Raw genomic sequence first — 22,215 nt, forward strand, 5'->3', positions numbered from 1 at the left:
TCGTAACGATTCTAAGGCTCGCCCGTCCATCCCCGCCGTGTCACTGCTGTCTATCTTTGCCACGGCGATCCTCCCGGTTGTCGCCGTCGCTGCGGCCGGCTTTGTGCTCGGCCGGGTGAAAGGCACTGACCCCGACGCGCTCAACACCATCACGGTGTACGTCCTCGCGCCGGCGCTGGTGGTCCACAGCCTTGCCACGTCGGCGCTGGCCGGCGACACGATCCTGAGTGTCGTCCTCGCTGTCGTGCTTTTCACCGCGGCGATGCTCCTCCTCGCGGAGGGCGTCGGCCGCCTCACAGGGCACTCGGAACCGCTTCTGGGCGCGTTTGTCCTCGTCTCTATCTTCCCCAACACCGGGAACTACGGCATTCCGCTGGCGGATTTCGCCTTCGGTGCGACCGGGCGCAGTACGGCCGTCCTCGTGACTGCACTGCAGGGCGTGTTGCTCTACACCGTCGGCATCTACATCGCCGCCCGGGGCAGCGGCGGCAGCCCGCTCGCGGACATGCGTCGCGTGTTCGGGGTCCCGCTCGTCTATGCCGTCGTCGTGGCGCTGGCACTCCGATGGGTCGGCGCGGTGCCGCCGACGGAGTCGACGGTGATGCAGACACTGGAACTGCTTGGCAACGCCTCGATTCCAGTAATGTTGCTCATTCTGGGCCTCCAGCTATCGAACGTCGACGGGGACAGCGATCTCCGGTCCGTCGGTATCGCCAGCGCATTGAAACTCCTGCTCGCGCCGGTGCTCGCGTTCGCCGCGGTCCTCGCGGTCGGGTTCCAGAACCAGACGGTCGCGCGGGTGGTCGTGCTGTTGCTGGCGACGCCGACCGGCGTGACGACAATTATCCTCGTTGGCGCGTTCAGCCACGGGGCAGGAGACCAGTCGCCGGGTGAACTCGTCAGCGCAACGGTGTTTTTGACGACCATCGCAAGTGCGGTAACGGTCACGCTGCTGGTGTGGGTGCTGCAGTCCGGACTGGTGCTGTGACTACTCTTCCCAGTATATCCTAATCTCGTCGGCGGTAATATCGACAAAGTAATTCGAGCCGTTGCTAACCGCGAACCGACCAATCGTCCGTTCAATAGTTCGGCTTGGGCCGCCGACAACTTCGACGGCAATCGTGTATTCGCCGGTCGTACCGATCATCGGGTCATACTCGGCAGACTCGCCAGCAGCCAGCGTCTCCGTCTCATCGAGAACCGTCGTTTCGTCCCGTGTGATGGTGAGTGTGACAGTTTGCTCACTGTCCGTGTCGTTGTCGACAACAAACAGGATCGGGTCGTCGGGGGCGGGCGTTACTGTCGGTGTCGGCGTATTCTGTGGGGTCTCGCTCACCGGTGCTGTCGACTGTTTCGTTGGCGTCGCTGTGGCTGCCGGTGGCGTTGAGCTGTTCGTCACTGTGTCGTCACCGGGCGCAACACAGCCGGCGACTGGAGAGAGCGCGAGCACGGCGAGGAGCGTGCGGCGGCGCATATCGCTCGTCCCGACGGGAGTAGCAAATGCTTTCTGTCATACGAGGTGGTGTCGAGCAGGTCTGGAGAGTGCCACCCCGGTGGCCGGCGCGTACCGGGAAGTCACGACACCACTCCGCTTCAGTCCTCTGCGCCCTGCCGGACTTTCACAGCCATCCCCGTCTCGAAGTCGTCCATGCCGCTGCCGGGCAGCTCCGCACGGCCGACGGCGAGCAGATAGCCGTCCTCGTGGACGACGAGCGCTTCGTCGCCCGGCCGGAGGGCGCTATCGGCGGACTGCACGAACTTCGCGAAGGCGTTGCGGCCCTCACGGATGAAGGGCTCGCTCTCGTCGCCAACGACCACGCGGTGTCGCGGCCCGTCGAAGGCATCGAGGAGTCTGCTCCCGCCGGCGAGTCCGAGTCGGAAGCGTCCGTCGTCACCGTACGTGGCGATGCGGCCATCCGATGCATGGACCTGTCGCGGCCGGCCGGAACTAGTGTGTGTTACGGCGAGGGCGTCAGCGCCGGCGAACAGCGCCGTCCCGCCGCCACCGCCGAACTGGTAGTCGGCCGCGCGCCTGAGCCCGCGGAACTCGTCGTCACTCATTGCCCGTGTTCGATGCCGGGTGATAAACCGCCTTTCGGTTCTGCTCGTGCCACTGTTCGACGCAGTCCGAAATGAAATGGTTGCCCGACCGTGGCTGCCCGAACCACGGCCGACCGAAATCGTGTGGCAATAGTGAATGCCACTCCCCCTAATCCGTTCCGAATCAACGGTCTGGTCCTATCGGTGACGGAGTCGCGAACCGGAATGCCATTGGTTCGCTCCATCAGTTGCCCCGGCCCGAGTACACGGGGCGCGTGCCTCTGTATCCGATCCGTGGTCAGTGATCCGACCACGACGCCTGGAACTGCAGTGGGTCTTCGTCTCGCGCCTGTTCCGTGACGAGCGCGAGGGTGTACCGACCATCCTCAGCACGTGGCAACATACCGTCTCTGTGACCCAACTGGTCGGGGGCGCTACAAGGGGATGTGTTTGCTGCTTCAGTTATGCAGGTGGGCCGGAAATACCGTTCTGCCGGGCCGGAGTGGTGGCGTCTCTCAGATGGGATGTGGACATTGCTGTCTTGTACCATACTTTCCTCCGTCGATTTTGGGGAAATTTATACCGGATGACTTCCAAGTGAGGGGTGATATGGCTACAGACACGCGAAAAGTGGTTCTGGGGGCTGCGCTGCTGGCGATCAGCACCGTGCTCATCCTTGGTACAGGGGCAATCGACATCGGCATCCCGGCCGCTGCCGGAGCGCTGGCTGCACTTGGGCTGGCCGCAGGAGCCCTCCTCGTGGGAACGTCAGAAGACGGTCGCCCGGTCTAACCGCCGAGAACCGTTTCCTTCGAAACCCAAGCATAAGTAGCTCTGAGTCCGTTGAACTGCAGGAAGTACTCCAGTTACTTGTTGAACCAGTGGTGGAGACAGCGCCAGAGCGACTGCCCACAGACTGGGTCGGCTATAGCAGGAATCGGTCGGAATCGTCGCTCATGTCGATAAACCCGTCAACAGCTGCTTTGAGGTCTTCGGAGGACGACTCCTCGAAGCCCATCGCTTCGACGCGACAGCCTTCGTGGCGGAGATACCGACACACACGGGCGAAGTCCCCGTCGCCGGTACAGAGTACTACCGTATCGACGTGATTCGCTAGCGAGACCGCGTCGAGGCTCATCCCGACATCCCAGTCGGCCTTCTTCGATCCATCCTGGAATGTCTTGATGTCCTTGATACGCGTCTCGAAGCCGATGTCGACAAGCGCTTCGAAAAACGACTCTTCTTCGGGCGAATCCGCTCGGATAACGTAGGCGATCGCCCGGGTCAGTTCACGGCCGTCAACGGCCTCTTCGAGTAGTGCCTCGTAGTCGATGTTCCGCGAGTAAAGACTCCGGGCAGTGTGATAGAGGTTTTGCGCGTCGGCCAGTACGGCCACACGCTGTCCCGGCTGGGAAACTGTCATATCAGGTATTGGCTATCGGCCCGAATATGCTTTCGGGATACAAACGTGAAACATGGCTGTAACGATACTGTAGCTCCCGACTGAGGGAGACAACAGCGCTGTCGGTCGGTCGAACTGGTCCGGACAGGGCAGTAGTTACGACGCCGCTCGATCTGTCATCTACAGCCTTCTCAAGAGCCCGTGTATCAGTTCAGTTCGAACCGTTAAAACGGATCTTCAAGCTTGTAACGATAGCGCGGAAAGCTCGTTACAACGCTTGTCGAATCTCATCGGCAAACGAACTCGATCCGTAGATGTTACTCACGACAATTTCCAGCGACCCACCGCCACCTGATGCAACGCGGACGTTCCCGAGCCCGACGAACGCCTCCCAAATAGATTTCCGCTGTTCGACTCCACGAACCTTTTTGAAGGGCAGCTCACGCCTGACGAGCGAGATGAACCGGTACTCCTTGATAAGCCGCTCATTTGTGACATAGTACGTCGTGAGCGTGTTCGTCCAGTAGGTAAACAGGCCTGTGGAGAACAGGTAGAGTCCACCGATGAACATCGCAGTCGGATACACGTACGGCTGCAGAGTGAAAAACAGGTAATACCCTGCTACGAGGAGGACAGCAAACCCGATCACCGTCTTCGCCACAGCAGCCCGCTGTGCCGGCATTCTCGTATCGATTACGTGTTCGTTCTCACCCATGGTTGGTTCGTCAGGTGAGGCCACGAAGTGAATGTAGAGCCCGAGAATCACGATGAACAACCCAAAGCCGATGATGGGCAGACCGACCTGCGCAGGGACAGTTGGGCTGGGGTCCTCGATGTAGATGTGCGCGCCACCGAGAACGAAGGGGGCGCTGAAGATCACGCTCCAGACGGCGGGAAGCCCACGAGCCATTATTTCCCACCTACCATCTGAAACACGATACCAGCCACAGAGAGCAAGAAGCCACCGACAGTGAGATTCATCGGGTCTGAGAGGGCTTCCGGCTCGTTGGCACCGTTCGAAAAGAACCCACGCTGCACACCGTTCGAATTATCGCCAGTCGAGGACTCGCTGGATGATTGCTGTGCTGCTGTTTGCTCAGGTTTCGTCCGTATCGATTGTGCTGTTGAATCCGACGCCGGTGGTGTTTGTGTCTCTGGCGGTGGCTCTGTCACGTCACCTGAGTCGTCGTGCACAACAATGCCGTTGTACTCTTCTGGATTCCGGAGGGTGACAGTTAGTGACTTTTCTTCGTCAACGAAGATAGTATCTAACAGTTCCCCGTTGGCACTCGCTGGATGCGTACGAATCGTCATAGACCCAGCCAGTTCGATTCCCGCCTCCGAACTCGCTGCGTGCGTGACGTACCCATCTGCGTTGGTGGTAAATGAGCGCGGACCAGTTCCAGCACCGTATTGCGTGTAGAACGACAGCGGGACGTTCTCCAGTGGGTTCCCATTAGAATCAACAACCTGAATCGTCGTCACAAACCCCTCTGGGACAGTGTAGTTGCCAAGTTCCATCGGCTCCTTCTCGACACGGATCTGGTCGAGGTCGGCAATTACGGGGACTCCATCAAACGCAGATCGTATCAGGTCACCCTGCTTTTGATGGAAGAATATGACATCGTACCCGGTGTTACTCGGGAGATCCGCGCTGAAATTACCATCCTCGTCAATATCGGCGCGATACCATTCGTGCGTTTCCCGATCAGCGAAGACTACGTGACTGTCAGTGAGTGCAGTTCCGGTTTCCGCCACCACCGAAGCGCTCACGGCTGTCGAATCCGTCTGCGCAACCGCACTCCCTGACAGTAAACAGCCCCCAACTGCTGCTGCAGTTTGTGTACAAAACCTCCGTCGGCTGGGCATATGAGTGCGTTCGAAGCTTGCTATTTAATGGTTTCTTAGAGATATCCAATATTGATATTGGGCTCACCCCGTTTTGCTACCAAACCACCCAGTCTGACCGTAGCCAAAGAACGACACGTATTCGAGACCCCAGTAGTCGCTCAAGCACACCCTGAAAGGCGGCAACGAGAACACAAAAGCTAAGTCGGTCACACGCAGTTACTCGACCATGCGACGACGCCGTCAGTCCGGAACCGCCTCGTGGCTCCCTGGTGAGGGCGTCGTCCGTGCGAAACGCAAGCCGATGTTTTAGCGGCTCGTGGCGGACGTGGCGACTCCGTCTCGGGTCAGGTCGTTTGACACACAACAGCCGGTAGTATCGGCCGGCTATCGCACCGTTTCCGACCGAACAACCGAACCCACAGCGACACCCCACACTCAGCAATGACAGCTATCGACTTCCGCGGCGTGTTCCCGGCGATGTGCACGCCGTTCCACCAGGACGGCAGTATCGATTTCGAAACACTCAGAAACGACGCTCAACGGCTCGAATCCGCTGGCGTCGACGGCCTCGTTCCCGTCGGCTCGACCGGCGAGTCGGCGACGCTCTCCCACGACGAACACATCGAGGTTGTCGAGGCGGTCATCGACGCCGTCGACGACGTGCCGGTCATCGCCGGCTCGGGGTCGAACAACACCAAGGAAGCGCTGGAGCTATCGCAGCGCTCTGCCGAGGCCGGTGCTGACGCCCTGTTGCTCATCTCGCCGTACTACAACAAGCCCGAACAGCAGGGGTTCGTCGACCACTACACGACGCTGGCCGACGCCGTCGACCTGCCACAGATCGTCTACAACGTCCCCTCGCGGACGGGGCAGAACATCGAGCCGGACACGGCGGTCGAACTCGCCTCGCATCCGAACATCCGGGCCTACAAGGCCGCGAGCGGCGATATGAACCAGATTTCCGAGATCATCGAACGCACGCGAGACGAGGACTTCGCGGTGCTGTCCGGTGACGACGGGATGACGCTGCCGGTGCTGTCGGTCGGCGGGACCGGCTGTATCTCCGTCTCGGCCAACATCGAGCCGGAGCGTACCTGTGCGATGGTCGGTGCGGCGCTGTCCGGCGACTTCGAGCGAGCGCGGGCAATTCATCACGAACTCGGCCCGCTGTTCCGTGCGATGTTCGTCGAGACGAACCCCATCCCGGTCAAGGAGGCCATGCGGATCCGGGGCTACGGCCCGGCGTATCTCCGCTCCCCACTCACTCGCCTCTCGGACGAACACCTCGACCACCTGCGTGACGTGCTCGCCACGCTCGAAACCGAAGACCTTGAAGACGAGTACGCGGAGGCCGAGCGATGACGCGAGTGGCGGTCAACGGCGTCACCGGCCAGATGGGCGGGGCCGTCATCGAGGCCGCCATCGACAGCGAGGTCGTGGTCGGCTTCGCGACCAGCGACACGGATGCGGTTGACGGCGTCCCGGTCGTCCACCCCGCCGAGGCCGCCGCTGCGCTCCGGGAGTACGACGTGGACGTTGTCGTCGACTTCGCTGTCCCCGAAGGCGCGCTGACCGTCGCCGAGGCCTGCGTCGAGGTGGGCGTCCCGATGGTCGTCGGAACCACCGGCTTCGACGAGGACGGGATGGGTCGCTTGAAAGACGCCAGCGAGGAGGTTCCGCTCCTGAAGGCCACGAATTTCTCACAGGGGATTCAGGTCCTCCAGCGTCTCATCAGCGAGGCCGTCGAGACGCTCAAGGACTACGACCTCGAACTCATGGAGACTCATCACAACCGCAAAGTCGACGCCCCGTCGGGAACTGCCAGCAGCATCCTCGACGTAATTCAGGAAGAGCGCGACGTGGAACCGGTGTACGGTCGGGAGGGACACGCACCGCGTGAAGACGACGAAATCGGTGTGTTCGCCCGTCGGGCCGGCGATATTCGTGGGGAGCACGAACTCGTACTGGCCGGCAACGACGAAGTCCTCTCGCTCTCCCACCGGGCCGAGGACCGCGGCGTGTTCGCCGCCGGCGCACTCGATGCGGCGGCGTGGCTCGTCGGCCGTGACGCCGGCTGGTACGAGTTCGGCGACGTTGTCGACGCGTAGCACGGTTGATGCTGTGATCTCCATACCCGATTATACAGCCTAGTACACTACGATAAATATTAGAATTACCCTTATACGTCGCTCTCTGCAATAATCTCGTATGGCTACGAACCAATCCATCCGACTCCCCGCGTCCGACTGTCCCCGATGTGCAACCTCGTTCGAAGCAACGGCCCCGCGAATCAGTATGTGTCCGGAGTGTGGCTACATTCCCGGTCACGGGGCCGACTGAAGCGGTACTAGCTGCCGCCGGAGCACTGGTGTCTGACTGCGAACCGTTTCGGTCGCAGTACTTGTGGTCGACTGCATTGAGACATCACCCGGAACAGTGGGGATTCATGCGGATGAGACGGCGATACGAAGGCTACAGCTGCTCGAACGTCCACTTCTGGTTGTCGCCACCGGCGTAGCTGTATTGTTGGACGTTCGCGCCGCTGGTAGACACTCTGAGTCGAAACCCCGACAAGTAATACCATCCGCGAAATAGTGAACCCCATGAGCCTCAAAGCGGACATCGACGACCTCTGGCAGCGGAAACAGGACGGCCTCTCAGCGACCGACGCAACAGACGACCATCTCGATGTACTTGCAGAGTTCCTCGCAGCGCTGGAAGCCGGCGAGGTCCGCGCCGCGGAGAAGTCAGGCGGCGAGTGGGAGGCGAACGCCTGGGTCAAGCAAGGTATTCTGCTGAACTTCGGCTTGCGCGAGACCGTCGCCCGCGAGTACGGCGGCGTCGACTACCACGACGTGCTCCCGCTCCGAGAGACCGCGGACCTCGGCGAGCGCGGAACGCGCAACACCCCGGACGGGACCACCATCCGCCGCGGCGCGTACCTCGGCGAGGACTGCATCATGATGTCGCCCTCTTTCGTCAACATCGGAGCCTACGTCGGTGACGGGACGCTCGTCGACTCCTGTGACACCGTCGGCTCCTGCGCCCAGATCGGCGAGAACGTCAAACTCGGCGCGAACACGCTCATCGGCGGCGTCCTCGAACCGGTCGAGAACGCGCCGGTGATCGTCGAAGACGAGGTGTCGCTGGGCGCTGGCTGTCGCGTCACCAGCGGCTTCGTCGTCGGTGAGGGTTCCATCGTCGGCGAGAACACGCTCCTGACGCCGCGGATTCCGGTGTACGACCTCGTCGAGGACGAGGTGCTGTACGGTGAACTGCCGCCGGAGCGCCGTGCGTTCCAGCGCTTCGTCGACTCCTCGGTCGGCGAGAACGACCTGATCCCCGGCGGGGCGTACAAGCCCGCCGTCGTGGCGACTGACGTGGAGGAAGAGACGCTGGAAGCGACGGAGCGAGAAGACGCGCTTCGGGAGTAGCGAGGTTCTGAGCGGAGCGAAGAACCTCGGCGGAACGGCGAACCTCGTGAGCCGTGGAGTAGTGGGACGCGCGAATCGCAGCGCTCGACAAGGCAAATATCATGGGCTGTAACGTATCGTCTCCGGGTGTGTTGCTATGGTCGTGCGAACAAGCACTCGTTACCGCGGCGTGAACGATCGTCTATATATTTGTTACCATACCACAAATTTTGTCGCATGAGCCAGGGACATACCGTCTCTCGCGTCTCGGCGGTGACGAGGTACAGATGGGTCGCTGGCGGTGCGAGTGGGCTAGTCGCCGGCGTCGGGATGGGCGTCGTGTTCCACGCCGGCGCGAACCTCATGCCGTTCATCGGGGCACTGTACGGCTGGCCGTCCGTCCTCGGCGGGTGGGTGGTCCACCTGCTGAACAGCGTCCTCGCCGGCCTGCTGTTCGCGTTCGTCGTCTCCCGGTCGGTGTTTCATGGCCAGATCGAGTCCGTCGGGGAGAGCGTCGCGGGTGGCGTGGTCTTCGCGGCCGCCATCGGCCTGCTCTCGACAGGGTTCTTGCTCCCGGTTTCGATGAGCGCGTTGGGGGTCCAGTCGTTCCCCGAACCGCTAGTCCCGCTGCCGGGCATGCTCGGGAGCGCCCTCGTCGTGGCATCAGTGGGCGTTGCCCACCTCGTGTACGGCCTGCTCCTCGGCTGGACCTACGCCGCAGCCAGGGGCTACAGAACTCCCGACAGCGTGGCGAGCGAGGCGTGACGGTCGTCGCCTCCGGTCAGTCGGCATTCACGTCGCGGCGGTGTCGTCGCCACCGACGGCAAGAAGGGACGCCGGAAGTGACGGAGTGAGAGAACGCACTCAGAGAGTGGCGTGGCAAGCGAGGTAACGGCCTCCAGTGGTGTGTCATTGCGACCATCGTGCTGGTGTAGCCAGCACGAAACCTATATTGGTTTCATCTGTTCCGGAATTTAGACGTGTGTAATTGCTACTGGCTACATCACCGCACAACTTTAAGTATTAATAGTAGCAAATACCGGCCGTAGATATGTCTAGTGACAGCAAAGGTCAGAGCGCCACAGAGCGGAAGTCAGCGATAAAGAAGCGGCACGAACAGGCGGCAAACGAAGTGCTGCCGGATCGGCGGGAACTGTACATCGGTGGAGAATGGGTCCAGAGCAGCGCCGGGGAGACGTTCGAAACGATAGACCCGACAACCGGTGAAACACTTGCGGAGGTGCAAGCCGGCACCGCCGAGGACATCGACAGGGCAGTTGCGGCCGCGTGGGACGCGTACGACGAGACGTATAGCGAGATGTCCACGAGCGAACGCCAGACGATGCTGGACGGTATCGCAGACGCCATTGCGGAGCGAAGCGAGAAGTTCGCGAAGCTCGAAAGTTTAGATAACGGGAAACCGATTACCGAGGCGCGGATCGATATCGATCTCGTTATCGACCACTTCCGGTACTTCGCAGGTCTCGCTCGATCGGGCGAGGGACGAACCATCGAGACTGACGACAGCCGACACGTCCAGACACTCCGAGAGCCGTACGGGGTTGTTGGACAGATAATCCCGTGGAACTTCCCGCTGCTGATGGCGGCTTGGAAGCTCGCCCCGGCGCTGTCGGCTGGGAACACTGTCGTACTGAAGCCCGCCGAGGAGACGCCACTGAGTGTTCTCAAACTGATGGAGATCACGGAAGACGTGATTCCTGGCGGCGTCGTCAACGTCGTCACCGGGTTCGGTCCGGATGCGGGTGAACCCCTCTCGAAACATCCGGATATCCGGAAGCTAGCGTTCACCGGGTCGACAGAGATCGGGAGCAAGGTGATGCAAAGCGCCGCCGAACACATCACCGACGTGACGCTGGAACTGGGCGGAAAGAGCCCGCTCGTCGTGTTCCCCGACGCAGACCTAGAACAGGCCGTCGAGACGACGATTACGTCGATCTTCTTCAACACCGGCGAGTGCTGCTGTGCCGGGTCACGGTTGTTCGTCCATGAAGACATCAAAGACGAGTTCCTGGACGAGCTCGCGACCGCAGCAGAAGACCTGACTGTGGACGACCCACTGCTGGAATCGACAGATCTTGGCCCGAAAGTAACCGCGGAGCAGGTCGAGCGGACGCTGGGATACATTGAGGAGGCAGAACAGGAAGGGGCGGCCTTCGTCACCGGGGGGAGTCAGCCGGACGACGAAGCCCTCTCGGATGGGTGCTTCGTCGCGCCGACGCTCATCGACGAGATTGACCACGACAGCAAAGCGGTCCAAGAAGAGATATTCGGCCCGGTTCAGGAAGTGTTCAGCTGGAGCGACTACGACGACATGATCCGGCTGGCCAACGATGTCGACTACGGGCTCGCGGCAGGCATCCTCACAGAAGACCTCTCGAAGGCGCACCAGTGTGCAAAAGACATCGAAGCGGGGAACATCTGGGTCAACACCTACAACGACTTCCCGGCAGGCCAGCCGTTCGGCGGATACAAACAGTCGGGAATCGGGCGAGAGATCGGCGAGGAAACTATCGACCACTACACACAAACGAAGACAGTGAATATCTCGCTCGACTGATGTGACGGTTCCGTTCCCGCAAGTCCCACCCGGGCAGATCGAAGCCGCCAACGTGTCCATCGCCCCCGACGGGACGAAATACGTCGTTCCATCAGGGATGCACGAGCGGCTGTGCCGGGCGGTGGTGCCTGACGCTGATGAGGGGACACTGGACCCCAAAACCGAACTGGCGTTGGCCGGCTGGGTGTCACTGCACACGGACGGGCTGACCAGACGTGTGTACATCGATGCCCCGGATGACTTCGCCGACACGGCCATCGTAAAGCGGTTTGCCCGGGCACACGACGCTGAATCGATTGTCATGGCACGCCACCCCAGCGGCGACGTGACCCGCTGGCAGTCGCCAAGCACTATCTCCATTACCGAACAGTGAACTCGGCAGTGAGCAGCCCTGTCGCTCAGGGTCGGTCCACCTCCCATAGTACAAATCAGGGCTGCCGGCCCGCGGCCGGCAACAACGTTGTTTTCACTCCAGCCGCAGACCTGTGGCTATGGATGAGCGAATCGACCCGGACGAACTGCTCGCTGGTGTCGGTTTTGATGCGGACGAGAGCGTGCTAACGCGTCGTCAAGCGGAAGTGCTGGCGCTCCGCGAAAACGATGTCCGTCAGAGCGATATCGGGGAGTTGCTCGGCACGTCACGCGCGAATATTTCGAGCATAGAGCGGAATGCGCGAGAGAACGTCGAAAAGGCACGCCAGACGGTCGCCTTTGCGAACACCCTCACAGCCCCTGTTCGTGTTGACATCGAGGCCGGGACCGATATCTACGATATTCCACAGACGGTGTACGCTGCGTGTGACGAAGCCGGTGTGGAGGTCAATTACGGTTCCTCGAATCTGTTGCAACTCATCGATGACTCCGTCGATGGTGCGATTCAGCAGGACATGGTGCAGGTGCCACTCCGCATCGATGTGACAAACGACGGTGTCGTACACGTTCGAGAGCAGTCGGCAGAACACTCAGAGTGACTGGGAAGACCATCTAACGACAGTACCCCTGACTCGAACTGACAGGCACAGCTCACATACCGGTGTGGCCTCGCACGCCGACAGACGGTTGTTGCGTGCAGCGCCGTCCCCAGCCAGCGTCACCCGATAGCGGCGATGCCCGGTTGGGGTGCTGTGTGTATCGAAACGGAACCCTTGTTAGCCGCCGACACCGTGGTTTCCCCAATGAGCCACGACTCGCCGCCGGTCCGCCGCCTCGCGGACTGGAACCACGAGCGTCTGGAGGCGATGGCTGCCGAGCACGGCACGCCGCTGTACGTCGTCGACCTCGACCGCGTCGCCAAGAACTACGAACGGTTCGCCGCGGCGTTTCCCGACGCCCACGTCATGTACGCTGCGAAGGCCCACACCGGTCAGGCTGTCCTCTCGAAACTGCTTGAGACGGGCACTGACATCGAGTGTGCCGCCTGGGGAGAACTCCAGCGGGCCATCGACGCCGGCGCGGACCCGAACACGCTGCAGTACACGGCCGTCAATCCGCCGGATCACGACCTCGATTACGCCGTCGAGCTGGCCGCCGAGAATCCCGGCCTGACGATTACTGCGGGTGCGCGGGACACCTTCGACCGTCTAGAAGAGCGCGGCTACGACGGCCGGGTCGCCATCCGCATCAACCCCGGCATCGGAACGGGACACCACGAGAAAGTAGCGACGGGGAAAGACGCCAAGTTCGGCATCCCCTACGACGAGGTGCCCGAGGTCGCCGCGGACGTGCGCGAGCGGTTCGAGCTGGTCGGCCTGCACGCTCACGCCGGCAGCGGCGTCCTCCACGACGACTTAGACGACCACTGTCGGGCTATCGGGAAGGTCGCCGACATGGGCCGGGAGGTCATAGCCGACGGCGCGAAGTTGGACTTCGTCGACTTCGGCGGCGGCTTCGGCGTGCCGTACCGGGAAGATGTCGAGCCACTAGACATGGAGATCGTCGGCGAGAAGGTCCGCGAGGCGGTCGGGGACCTCGATGCACAGGTCAAACTCGAACCCGGCCGGTACGTCGTCGCCGACGCCGAGTGCATCCTCACGGAGGTCAACACGGTCAAAGAGACGCCGGCGGCGACAGTAGTCGGCGTCGACGCCTCGCTGGCGACACTAATCCGACCGGCGATGTTCGGCTCCTACCATCCGATCCGGAACGTCACCGCGCCGGAACGGGAAGCCGAACCGGTGTCCGTGGGCGGTCCCTGCTGTACGAGCGCCGACGTGTTCTGTACCGACCGACCCATCGCCCGACCCGAGCGGACCGACCTGCTCGCTATCGGCAACGCCGGCGCGTACGGCTACGAACTGGCGAACCAGTTCCACTCCCAGCCCCGCCCTGCCGAAATCGCTTTCGAGGGCGGCGAGACGCGAGTCGTCAGGGAGCGCGAGACGCTGGCAGATGTGACCCGCATGGAGCAGTAATGGCGTTCGACATCCCCTCGTTCCACCGGCGAGCCATCGAAACGCAGTCAGAAGAGTGCGTCGACGACATGCGGGGGCTGCTGGTCGACACACTCGAAGATGCCGGCGAGTACCCGGAGGTCGACGACCTCGGGAACGTGATCGCCTCTCGGGGAGACCCCGACGGAACGCATATACTCCTCAACACGCACATCGACACCGTCCCGCCACACCTGCCCTACGAGCGGCGGACGGAGCCGCCGGGGCCGGACGAGACAGTCGACGGGACCGGCGGCAGCGGAGACGGCGACATCATCTGTGGCCGCGGGGCCTGCGACGCGAAAGGGCCGCTCGCGGCGCTCCTCGATGCGTTCCTCGCCGTGACGCCCGACGACGGACAGGTCACACTGGCGATTTCTACTGACGAGGAGACGACACAGACCGGTGGCGCACACTTCGCGGACACCATCGACGCCGACGGCTACATCGTCGGCGAGCCGACTGGCCTCGATGTGTGTACGGCCGCCCGCGGCCAGTTCGAGGGAACGGTCACCATCCACGGCGAGAGTGCCCACGCCGCCGACCCCGGCAGCGGCCACAACGCGATTCGGGCCGCCGCGCCGATACTGCAGGCGATGGAGAGTTACGAGGAAAAGAAAGGGCCGGGCGAACACGAAACGCTTGGTTACCCCATTCTCACCCCGTCGATGGTGGAGGGCGGCGAGGCGACCAATCAGGTCCCAGCCGAATGCACTATCACGTTCGACCGGCGGAGCGTCCCGCCGGAGACCAGCGAGTCATTCTGTGCGGACCTGCAGGCCCATCTTGAACAGTGGCTCCCGGAATCGATGGGCCTCACCGTGGACCTCATCCGCCCGGATACGCCGTTTCCCGAGGCGTTTGCGACCGACACTGACGCGGAACTGGTTCGCACACTGCAGGAAGCTAGCGGTGGCGCGGTCCGGCAGTTCGGGGCCGCAACGGAAGCCTCGTATTTCGCGACCAACGGGCCGACTGTGGTGTTCGGCCCCGGTGTTCTGAGCGACGAAATGGGTGCTGTCGCGCACTCGAAACGCGAGTATGTCCGCCTTTCTGAAGTTCGAACCGCCGCGCGTGCCGTTCGGGAGACGGTTGAACGACTGGTCTGAGTGGCGGCTCGCCGATGGGCTGGCCTACGCCGACCGCCGCTGGACGAGATCAGAGAGCGCTGTCGTCGCGTCTTCGTCTGTCACACTGTCGAACTCCTCGTAGTAGTCCGAGGTATCCTGGAACGCCGCCGGTTTCAACGGAACGACAACGTCGTCGGCCCACCGCTGTACCTCCTCAAGCACGTCCGGCGGTGCGACAGGGGCAGCGGCGATGACCTCGTTCGCACCTGCCTTCCGGAGGCGCTGAATTGCGACGCGCATCGCCGCACCCGTCGGAATCCCGTCATCGACCAGCAGAACCCGTTTGCCGGCCACATCGAGTGGCCCCCACGTCTCGCCGTAGTCGACCGCTCGCGACTCGACGGTGTCGCTCGCGTGCGTCTTCGCCTCCTGAATATACTCCCAGTTCACGTCCAGAAACCGCATCATCGGGCTGTTGATCCACGAAAAGCCACCCGGCGCGACGGCTCCGATAGTCAAGCTCGGATGGTTCGGCGCACGTATACGTTGTATGACGATGACATCCATCGGGAGCCCGGTCGCGTCAGCGACCACGTTGCCGACGGGGACGCCGTTCGGTGCAAGCGTGACGACGATATCGCCGACGACATCCCGCCGGCGCAGCGCGGCCACGAGCTGTTGCGCCGCATCCGAGCGGTCTGTGAACATACCACATTATATGGAATCGTGCATCCTAATCGTTCCGGTTAGCGGTCTCTCTGGCTGGCGACCGGCCGCGCAGTCGGCCGGAGTCCTCATGCTTAGTCCTGCGGTGCCGGCTGGTCCGACCCCTGCCCGAGGTCCAGCGTCTCCTCGACCTGCGAGTACGTAAGAACGAGTCCGACGAACGCGAGCGCGGCCCCGGCAGTGAAGGGCGTACTGAACGACCCGAAGTTATACAGCAAGCCCGACGCCAGTGGCCCGATAGCGACGCCGAGACCGAACGCCATCGTCAGCACGGACAGCGTCGTTCCGGACCCGCGCGCACCGGCCAGATCACCAGCAAGTGCGAGCGACGGGGCGAACACGAGCGCGACGGCGATGCCCTGAACGAATCGGGCCAGAAGCATGAGCCACGGGCCTGTCACGATCCCCTGTGCGAACACCGACGGGACGAGGATGACGAACCCGGCGACGATGAACGGCCGCCGGCCGAACCGATCGCTCGCTCGGCCGATGGGCACCTGAAAGACGACGTTGGCGATGACGACGGCGGCGAACTGAACGCTGAAAAACAGGGTCGATTCGTCCAGCCGCATTCGAACTGGGCCTTCGAGCGTGGCAAACAGCGCGATAGTGGAGGCCATCATGAACGTGCCAACACCGAGGACGAATACCGAATCCAGCCCTTCGCCCTCCCGGTCCAGAATCGCTATCGAGAGGTCTTTTCCGGCCTCCGCCTCGAACGGTGGGTCTCTGATCAGCGCCCACACGAGGGCAAAGCTCACAACAGCGCCCAGTACGGCGATAGCGAAGGCGGCGGTGAAGCCGGAGATAGCGGTGCCGGCGACCCGGTAAGTCACCACGTCGTTCGCGCTGAGTCCGCCGGTGATGACGACGCCGGCGATAATCGGTCCGAAACCGAAGCCGATGAGCCGGAAGGTGTTGAACACGCCGAAATTCCCGCCGCGTTCGGCGTCGCTCGCGGCGTAATCGTTGACCAGCGCGACCGTCGCCGGAATCGTGAATGCCGCACCGATCCCCTGAAAGGCCCGCGCGGCGAGCACCGTCCAGTACGAGGAGAGGAACGGGTAGGCCGCGCTTCCGATAGCGAACAGTACCAAACCGGTGAGGACGAAAACCCGGCGTTTGCCGGTCCGGTCCGAGAGGCGCCCGGTAAAGGGTTGGCCGAAACTGTTCAGCAGACCGAACAGGGACAGCACCAGCCCGATCAGCGTCTCCGTCTGGAGCGTGAGCCCGAGTACCTGTTGGCCGGCGATGCCGGCGAGTGAAACCTGTCCACTGGCGATATACAGGGGGAGCACGATGATGAGAAACGAGTTGCCCAGCGCGTCCGCCATCCGGGCGAACGCCAGCGTCAGAACCCGTGAGTCAGTGCCGAGAACCATCTATTGCTGACGAAGGCGGCCACACTCGTGATAGTTGCGTTCGCCGTGGGGGTGAGTGTCGACGCCAAAACGGTGTCCGCCAGACAGCGCTCCTCAACTGTCGTCGGCCTGCTGCTCCGCGATGCCCGTGTAGTCGGTCGGCGTCAGCGCTTCCAGTTCGGCCCGGACCTCGTCGCTCACGTCGAGGTCGGCGAACATCTCGTGGAAGTCCTCGATTGTGACCTCGCGGCCCCGTGTAGCTTTTTTGACCTGCTCGTACGCGTCGGCGTACCCCTCGCGTCGGAGGATCGTCTGGACGGCTTCGCCGATGATCTCCGGCGTCGCGGCGAGGTCATCGGCCATCACCTGCTCGTTGGGGACGACCTTCGCCATCCCGTTCTGGCACTTGCTGTAGCCGATGAGACAGTGGGCGAAGGCGGCCCCGATGTTGCGCTTGACAGTCGAGTCCGAGAGGTCCCGCTGGAGCCGGGAGTTCGTGACGTAGTCGCCGAGGAAGACCAGATCGGAGTTGGCCTTCGAGAGGTTCCCCTCGCTGTTCTCGAAGTCGATGGGGTTGACCTTGTGGGGCATTGTCGAGGAACCAGTCTCGCCCTCGACAGCCTCCTGACCGAGATAGCGATCCGAGACGTACAGCCACACGTCGAGGTCGAGATCAAGCAAGATGTTGTTCGCGCCCCGGAGCGCGTCGAACAGGACCGCGAGGTCGTCACAGGGGTTGACCTGTGTCGTCAGCGGTTCGTGTTCCAGTCCGAGGTCGTCGACGAAGGACTCAGCGAACGTCGGCCAGTCCACGTCAGGGTAGGCGGCAACATGGGCCGCGTATGTACCGGACGCACCAGCAAGCTTTCCGGAGAGACTCTCGGCGGCCCGTTCCACGCGACCGATGGCCTGCCCCAGCCGCGAGGCGTAGACCGCCATCTCCTTGCCGAACGTCGTCGGCGTCGCGGGCTGCCCGTGGGTGCGGGCCAGCATCGGCACGTCGGCGTAGGTGTGGGCCATCTCGACCAGTGTATCCCGAATCTCGCGGAGCTCGGGTACCAGCACCTCCTCGGCGGCTGGCTTGACCAGCAGCCGCTGGGCGAGATTGTTCACGTCCTCGCTAGTCAGCCCAAAGTGAATCCAGTTGTCGGCGTCGAGGTCGTCGGGCATCCCCAGCCGAATGAAGTACTCGATGGCCTTCACGTCGTGATTGGTCGCCGAATACTCCCCGTACCCCTCAGTTTCGAGTTGCTTGACGACGCCCGCGTCCGTGTCGTCGAACTCCTCGTACAGCGCCCGGAGCGTCGCGCGCTGGTCGTCGTTGATCGACAGCGGCGTGGCGTCAAGGTCGGCGAGCGCGATCAGGTATTCGACTTCCACTTCGACGCGGGCGCGCATCAGCGCCCGCTCGCTGGCGTACGGGACGAGCGGTTCGGTGTAGCGGGCGTATCGGCCGTCGAGCGGCGAAACGGCGGCCAGTGGCCCTCTCTCGGTCATACCCGAGTGTGCGCGGGAGGCGCGAAAAAGCGTGTCGTTCTCCCGCAACCGCGACGCGATGCAGTTGCGACGCGTGGCGTGACAGTGCAACGGGACAGAAACGGGGGTTCAGGTAAAATGGGGTGCGTCGTCAGTTACTGAACTCGTTGCAGACCGGGATACCGACCGTGTTGTAGTCACTCATCGCGGCCAGTTCGTCGGGCACCTGATGGATGTCGACCGTGTCCTCGACCAGCGCGGTCGGGTCGAGTTTGCTGGACTCCACCATATCGAGCATTTCGCTGTACCGCGACGGCTGGAGCCCGAGCGACCCTTTGAAGTCGATTTCTTTAGCGACGAACTCGTCGGTCGGGAGCGACACCATCCCTTCCTCCTCGCTGGTGGTCAGTCCGATCTGGACGTGTGTGCCGCCCTTACGCAGTGAGTTTACCGCGTTCTGGCAGGTCGTCGCGATACCGAGGGCGTCTGCGGACACGTCGGCCCCGCCGTCAGTGATGTCCCTGACCGCCTTTGCGGGGTCGTCGACCTCCTGTGCGTTGACGGTGGCGACAGCGCCGAGGTCCTCCGCACGGTCCAGTTTCTCGTCCATCAGGTCGACCCCGATGACATTGCCACCGAGGGCGTTCGCGATGTGAACCGCCGAGAGCCCGATGCCACCGCAGCCGTGGATAACCACGTCGTCGCCGGCACTGACCGGTGCCCGGTGGGCCATCGCGTGGAACGAGGTCATGAACCGACAGCCCATTCCGGCGGCCGATTCGGCGTCGATATCGTCCGGGAGCGGCACGGCGTTGAGGTCGGCGTTGGGAATGTGGACTTCCTCGGCGAACGCGCCGGGCGCCTGATTCATGAAGCCGAGCCCGATGTGGTTCTCACAGATGTTTTCACGCCCGTTCCGGCAGAGGTCACAGCTCCCGCAGGCGAAATTGAACGGGATTGCGACCTCCTGACCCTCCTCGACGTTTTCGACATCATCGCCGACGGAGACGATACGGCCTGTCGGCTCGTGGCCGAGGACGTGTGGCGGATCAGGCCGGTAGCCGAACCAGTCCCAGTCCCCCTGCCAGCAGTGCCAGTCAGACCGGCAGATACCACAGCCGATGACCTCGGCGACGGCACCGTCTGGCTCTGGCTCGGGACGTTCGACGTCCTGTACTGTTAGCGGTTCCTGAAACTCTTCTAGTAGTACTGCTTGCATTACATTAATAGCATTGAATATCTTACTAATGAATATTATGGTTTTTAAGCTACAATAGATGTGTCACTAAGAGGGGCCATACCCCCATTTTTGAGGGGTAGTAGTTCTTACAGGACACGTCTAGATTACTTTTAGATACCCATCCACAGTTGCCAAAGCCGTCGAAACATATCAAATATACTCAGGACCGTCCGCATCGAAGTACCTTCGAAAGAAAGTGAAGAGATGGTCCCGCTAGCGAGCAATCCTCAGTTCAGCCAACCGTAGTCGCCATCGGCATCGCCGAAGCGGCCGTCCGGCGGGTCAAAGCGATAGAGGTCCTGTCCGAGTGCGGCCCACGCAAGGCCGTAGACGGTCGCCGTCGCTGGCTGGATCCCGAACCCGAGAAACGCAATGGTCCCGACGCCCAGCAACACGCCCAGCCACGGCGGCTGGATACGTGTCCTGACGAGGCCAGCGGCGACCAGCAGTGACCCGCTGACCAGCACGAGCACGCCGATTCCGATGACTGCCTCGCCGCCGCCGTTGAGGAGGCGAACCAGTTGTCCGGCTGCGAAGACGAGACCACCGAGGCCGCCGGCCCACGCGCCGATGGTCCCGGGTCGCTTCATCCGTGCGCCGTAGAAATCCTCAATGGCATAATGGCCGGCTACGACGCCGAGTGCGGAGAGGGTGGTTCCGGCGAGGATGGGGGTACTCATTTCGGTCTGACCGGTCACGGACAGCGCCACGGCCCAGCCGACCCAGACGACACCACCGACGGCGGCGACCGCACCCGCGCGCTGACACCGTAGCTTCGTCATACGGGCGAGTTGGCGGCGGGCTACAAATGCGCACCGAACCGGTACACGCCGACAACACACATAAATAGTGTGTCTCGGTCGCACACAACAGGCCAGCCGGGGGTTTCGCAACAACTTTGCACGGTCCGGTCGGTCAGTCCCACATGAAACTCGCCGGTATGGCCAGTAACCGCGGCCGAAACCTCATGAACATCGCGGACCGCGCCCCGGGCGGGGCGGAGTTCGCCGTCGTTCTGACTAACGACGCAGATGCGCCGGTACTCGAAGCAGCCGCCGAACGCGGCATCCCGACCGAAGTTGTCGAGCACGACGCGGACGAATCGCGCGAGACCCACGAGGAGCGCGTTCTCGACGCGCTCTCGGAGTACGACTTCGACCTCGTCACGCTGGACGGCTACATGCGCGTCCTCAGCGAGACGTTCCTCGAAGGGACACCGACCGCGTTGAACGTCCATCCGAGTCTCCTGCCGAATTTCACCGGGGCGAACGCTCACGAGCAGGTCCTCGACGCCGGCGTGAAGGTGACGGGCTGTACCGTCCACGTCCTTGATGAAAGCGTCGACGGCGGCCCCATCGTCACGCAGGAACCCATCCCCGTCTTCGAGGACGACGACGAGGACAGCCTCAAGGAGCGCGTGCTCTACGAAGGCGAGTTCACCGCCTACCCGCGGGTCATCGAGTGGTTCGCCGAAGACCGCGTCACCGTCGACTGGGATGAAGGGACGGTCTCGGTAGAGGGCGACGAGGGCGGAGACTTCCCTGCCCGCCGCATCGTCTCGGACGACCTCGCGTCGAACCTGCGCTACGGGGAGAACCCACATCAGGACGCCGCGCTGTACACCGACACGACCGTCTCAGAGGCCAGCGTCGTCCATGCCGACCAGCTCAACGAGGGCGCGAAGGCGCTGTCGTACAACAACTACAACGACGCCGACGGCGCGCTAAATCTCATCAAGGAGTTCGAGGAGCCCGCCGCCGCGGTCATCAAACACACCAACCCGGCCGGCTGTGCGACCGCCGACAGTGTGGCCGACGCCTACGAGAAGGCGCTGTCGACAGACCCGATGAGCGCCTTCGGCGGCATCGTCGCGCTAAACCGCGAATGTGACGCTGCCACTGCCGAGCAGATAATTGACTCCTTCAAGGAAGTCGTCGTCGCGCCCGGCTACACTGACGCGGCGCTCGACGTGCTGTTCGAGAAGGACAACCTCCGGGTGCTGGACGTGAATGAGAACTTCGAGGTCACAGACAGCCTGACCGAGAAGCCACTGGTCGGTGGCCGACTCGTGCAGGAGCGGGACACCCAGCACCTCTCGGCTGACGACCTCGAAGTCGTCACTGAACGCGAGCCGACCGACGAGCAGATCGAGTCGCTGCTGTTCGCCTGGCACACGCTCAAACACGTCAAGTCCAACGGTATCCTCTTCGCCAAGGGGACGGAGACGGTCGGTATCGGGATGGGGCAAGTGTCACGGGTCGACGCCGTCCGACTGGCCGCGATGAAAGCCGACGAACACGCCGAGGGGAAGGACGCCGAAGGCGCGGTGATGGCCTCGGACGCCTTCTTCCCGTTCCCGGACGGCATTGAGGAGGCCGCCGACGCCGGCATCGAGGCTGTCATCCAGCCTGGCGGCTCGAAGAACGACGAGAGCGTCATCGAGGCTGCAGACGAACACGACATGGCGATGGTGTTCACCGGTCAGCGGTCGTTCAGACACGACTGAGCAGCACCGAGGGAGTGGCTGAACCTCGATAGTCGAGTGCAGCAAGTCTATCGGTGGTTCAGACACGACTGACGGCAGACTTTTTCGAATGCAAGGCTTCGCCGGGCTGATTGTCGGCAACGA

General features: G+C 62.5%; 23 protein-coding genes. 13 read left to right on the top strand and 10 right to left on the bottom strand.

The window, feature by feature from the left end:
- Positions 1-37 precede the first annotated feature (37 nt).
- Positions 38-988, top strand: a complete 951-nt coding sequence (locus C443_RS07875) for an AEC family transporter (protein ID WP_005535373.1) — start codon at positions 38-40, stop codon at positions 986-988.
- Here C443_RS07875 and C443_RS07880 read toward each other — a convergent pair whose 3' ends face one another.
- Both C443_RS07880 and C443_RS07885 read right to left on the bottom strand, forming a co-directional pair.
- A complete protein-coding gene (locus tag C443_RS07880; protein ID WP_005535375.1) occupies positions 989-1,474 on the bottom strand; it encodes a hypothetical protein in 486 nt (161 codons plus the stop codon).
- A gap of 119 nt (positions 1,475-1,593) precedes the next feature.
- A complete protein-coding gene (locus tag C443_RS07885) occupies positions 1,594-2,061 on the bottom strand; it encodes a PUA domain-containing protein (RefSeq protein WP_005535377.1) in 468 nt (155 codons plus the stop codon).
- Between the two features lie 588 nt (positions 2,062-2,649).
- Between C443_RS07885 and C443_RS07890 the strand changes: the two genes are divergently transcribed.
- Entirely contained in the window at positions 2,650-2,832 is a 183-nt protein-coding gene (locus C443_RS07890; RefSeq protein ID WP_005535379.1) for a hypothetical protein, read from the top strand.
- A gap of 133 nt (positions 2,833-2,965) precedes the next feature.
- On the opposite strand, the gene C443_RS07895 is transcribed toward C443_RS07890, so the two are convergent.
- The 3 genes from C443_RS07895 to C443_RS07905 all read right to left on the bottom strand — a co-directional run bounded on the left by C443_RS07895 (position 2,966) and on the right by C443_RS07905 (position 5,215).
- Positions 2,966-3,463 (bottom strand): LabA-like NYN domain-containing protein, encoded by a 498-nt coding sequence (locus C443_RS07895; RefSeq protein ID WP_004516675.1) that lies wholly within the window; start codon positions 3,461-3,463, stop codon positions 2,966-2,968.
- 247 nt (positions 3,464-3,710) lie between these two features.
- Positions 3,711-4,352, bottom strand: a complete 642-nt coding sequence (locus C443_RS07900; protein ID WP_005535384.1) for a PH domain-containing protein — start codon at positions 4,350-4,352, stop codon at positions 3,711-3,713.
- Positions 4,352-5,215, bottom strand: a complete 864-nt coding sequence (locus C443_RS07905; RefSeq protein WP_152423028.1) for an Ig-like domain-containing protein — start codon at positions 5,213-5,215, stop codon at positions 4,352-4,354. Before C443_RS07905 ends, C443_RS07900 begins: the two co-directional genes overlap by 1 nt.
- A gap of 519 nt (positions 5,216-5,734) precedes the next feature.
- On the opposite strand from C443_RS07905, the gene dapA reads away from it, so the two are divergent.
- From dapA to C443_RS07950, 10 genes are all read left to right on the top strand, one after another.
- Positions 5,735-6,655 carry a 4-hydroxy-tetrahydrodipicolinate synthase gene (gene dapA, locus C443_RS07910; RefSeq protein WP_005535388.1) on the top strand — a complete coding sequence of 307 codons (921 nt, stop codon included), beginning with the start codon at positions 5,735-5,737 and terminating at the stop codon, positions 6,653-6,655.
- Positions 6,652-7,401, top strand: a complete 750-nt coding sequence (gene dapB, locus C443_RS07915; protein WP_005535390.1) for a 4-hydroxy-tetrahydrodipicolinate reductase — start codon at positions 6,652-6,654, stop codon at positions 7,399-7,401. The genes dapA and dapB overlap by 4 nt, the downstream gene beginning before the upstream one ends.
- Positions 7,402-7,501: 100 nt before the next feature.
- Positions 7,502-7,633: a hypothetical protein gene (locus C443_RS22115; RefSeq protein WP_268237849.1), complete on the top strand. Its 132-nt coding sequence runs from the start codon at positions 7,502-7,504 to the stop codon at positions 7,631-7,633.
- A gap of 263 nt (positions 7,634-7,896) precedes the next feature.
- A complete protein-coding gene (locus tag C443_RS07920; RefSeq protein ID WP_005535392.1) occupies positions 7,897-8,727 on the top strand; it encodes a 2,3,4,5-tetrahydropyridine-2,6-dicarboxylate N-succinyltransferase in 831 nt (276 codons plus the stop codon).
- Between the two features lie 216 nt (positions 8,728-8,943).
- Complete coding sequence (locus tag C443_RS07925) at positions 8,944-9,471, top strand: hypothetical protein (protein WP_049943962.1); 528 nt, start codon at positions 8,944-8,946, stop codon at positions 9,469-9,471.
- A 286-nt stretch (positions 9,472-9,757) separates the two neighbouring features.
- Entirely contained in the window at positions 9,758-11,284 is a 1,527-nt protein-coding gene (locus tag C443_RS07930; protein WP_005535396.1) for an aldehyde dehydrogenase family protein, read from the top strand.
- 1 nt (position 11,285) lies between these two features.
- Entirely contained in the window at positions 11,286-11,657 is a 372-nt protein-coding gene (locus C443_RS07935) for a hypothetical protein (RefSeq protein WP_005535397.1), read from the top strand.
- Between the two features lie 118 nt (positions 11,658-11,775).
- Positions 11,776-12,255, top strand: a complete 480-nt coding sequence (locus tag C443_RS07940) for a Tfx family DNA-binding protein (protein WP_005535398.1) — start codon at positions 11,776-11,778, stop codon at positions 12,253-12,255.
- Positions 12,256-12,459: 204 nt separating this feature from the next.
- A complete protein-coding gene (gene lysA, locus C443_RS07945) occupies positions 12,460-13,695 on the top strand; it encodes a diaminopimelate decarboxylase (protein WP_005535399.1) in 1,236 nt (411 codons plus the stop codon).
- Positions 13,695-14,822, top strand: coding sequence for a M20 family metallopeptidase (locus tag C443_RS07950; protein WP_005535400.1), 1,128 nt, complete (start codon positions 13,695-13,697; stop codon positions 14,820-14,822). Before lysA ends, C443_RS07950 begins: the two co-directional genes overlap by 1 nt.
- Before the next feature lie 24 nt (positions 14,823-14,846).
- On the opposite strand, the gene C443_RS07955 is transcribed toward C443_RS07950, so the two are convergent.
- The 5 genes from C443_RS07955 to C443_RS07975 form a co-directional block, all read right to left on the bottom strand.
- Positions 14,847-15,491, bottom strand: a complete 645-nt coding sequence (locus C443_RS07955; protein ID WP_005535401.1) for a phosphoribosyltransferase — start codon at positions 15,489-15,491, stop codon at positions 14,847-14,849.
- Between the two features lie 92 nt (positions 15,492-15,583).
- Positions 15,584-16,891: an MFS transporter gene (locus C443_RS07960; protein ID WP_005535402.1), complete on the bottom strand. Its 1,308-nt coding sequence runs from the start codon at positions 16,889-16,891 to the stop codon at positions 15,584-15,586.
- Positions 16,892-16,984: 93 nt separating this feature from the next.
- Complete coding sequence (gene purB / locus C443_RS07965; protein ID WP_005535404.1) at positions 16,985-18,367, bottom strand: adenylosuccinate lyase; 1,383 nt, start codon at positions 18,365-18,367, stop codon at positions 16,985-16,987.
- 130 nt (positions 18,368-18,497) lie between these two features.
- Positions 18,498-19,565, bottom strand: coding sequence for a zinc-dependent alcohol dehydrogenase family protein (locus tag C443_RS07970; protein WP_005535406.1), 1,068 nt, complete (start codon positions 19,563-19,565; stop codon positions 18,498-18,500).
- Between the two features lie 248 nt (positions 19,566-19,813).
- The gene (locus C443_RS07975; RefSeq protein WP_005535408.1) at positions 19,814-20,368 is read right to left on the bottom strand and encodes a hypothetical protein; all 555 of its coding nucleotides are present in this window, start codon (positions 20,366-20,368) and stop codon (positions 19,814-19,816) included.
- A 143-nt stretch (positions 20,369-20,511) separates the two neighbouring features.
- Here C443_RS07975 and purH point away from each other — a divergent pair, with 143 nt between their 5' ends.
- Positions 20,512-22,092, top strand: coding sequence for a bifunctional phosphoribosylaminoimidazolecarboxamide formyltransferase/IMP cyclohydrolase (purH, locus tag C443_RS07980; RefSeq protein ID WP_005535410.1), 1,581 nt, complete (start codon positions 20,512-20,514; stop codon positions 22,090-22,092).
- The last annotated feature ends 123 nt before the right edge of the window (positions 22,093-22,215 follow it).

It is taken from the genome of Haloarcula argentinensis DSM 12282 (assembly GCA_000336895.1).
Taxonomy (GTDB): domain Archaea; phylum Halobacteriota; class Halobacteria; order Halobacteriales; family Haloarculaceae; genus Haloarcula; species Haloarcula argentinensis.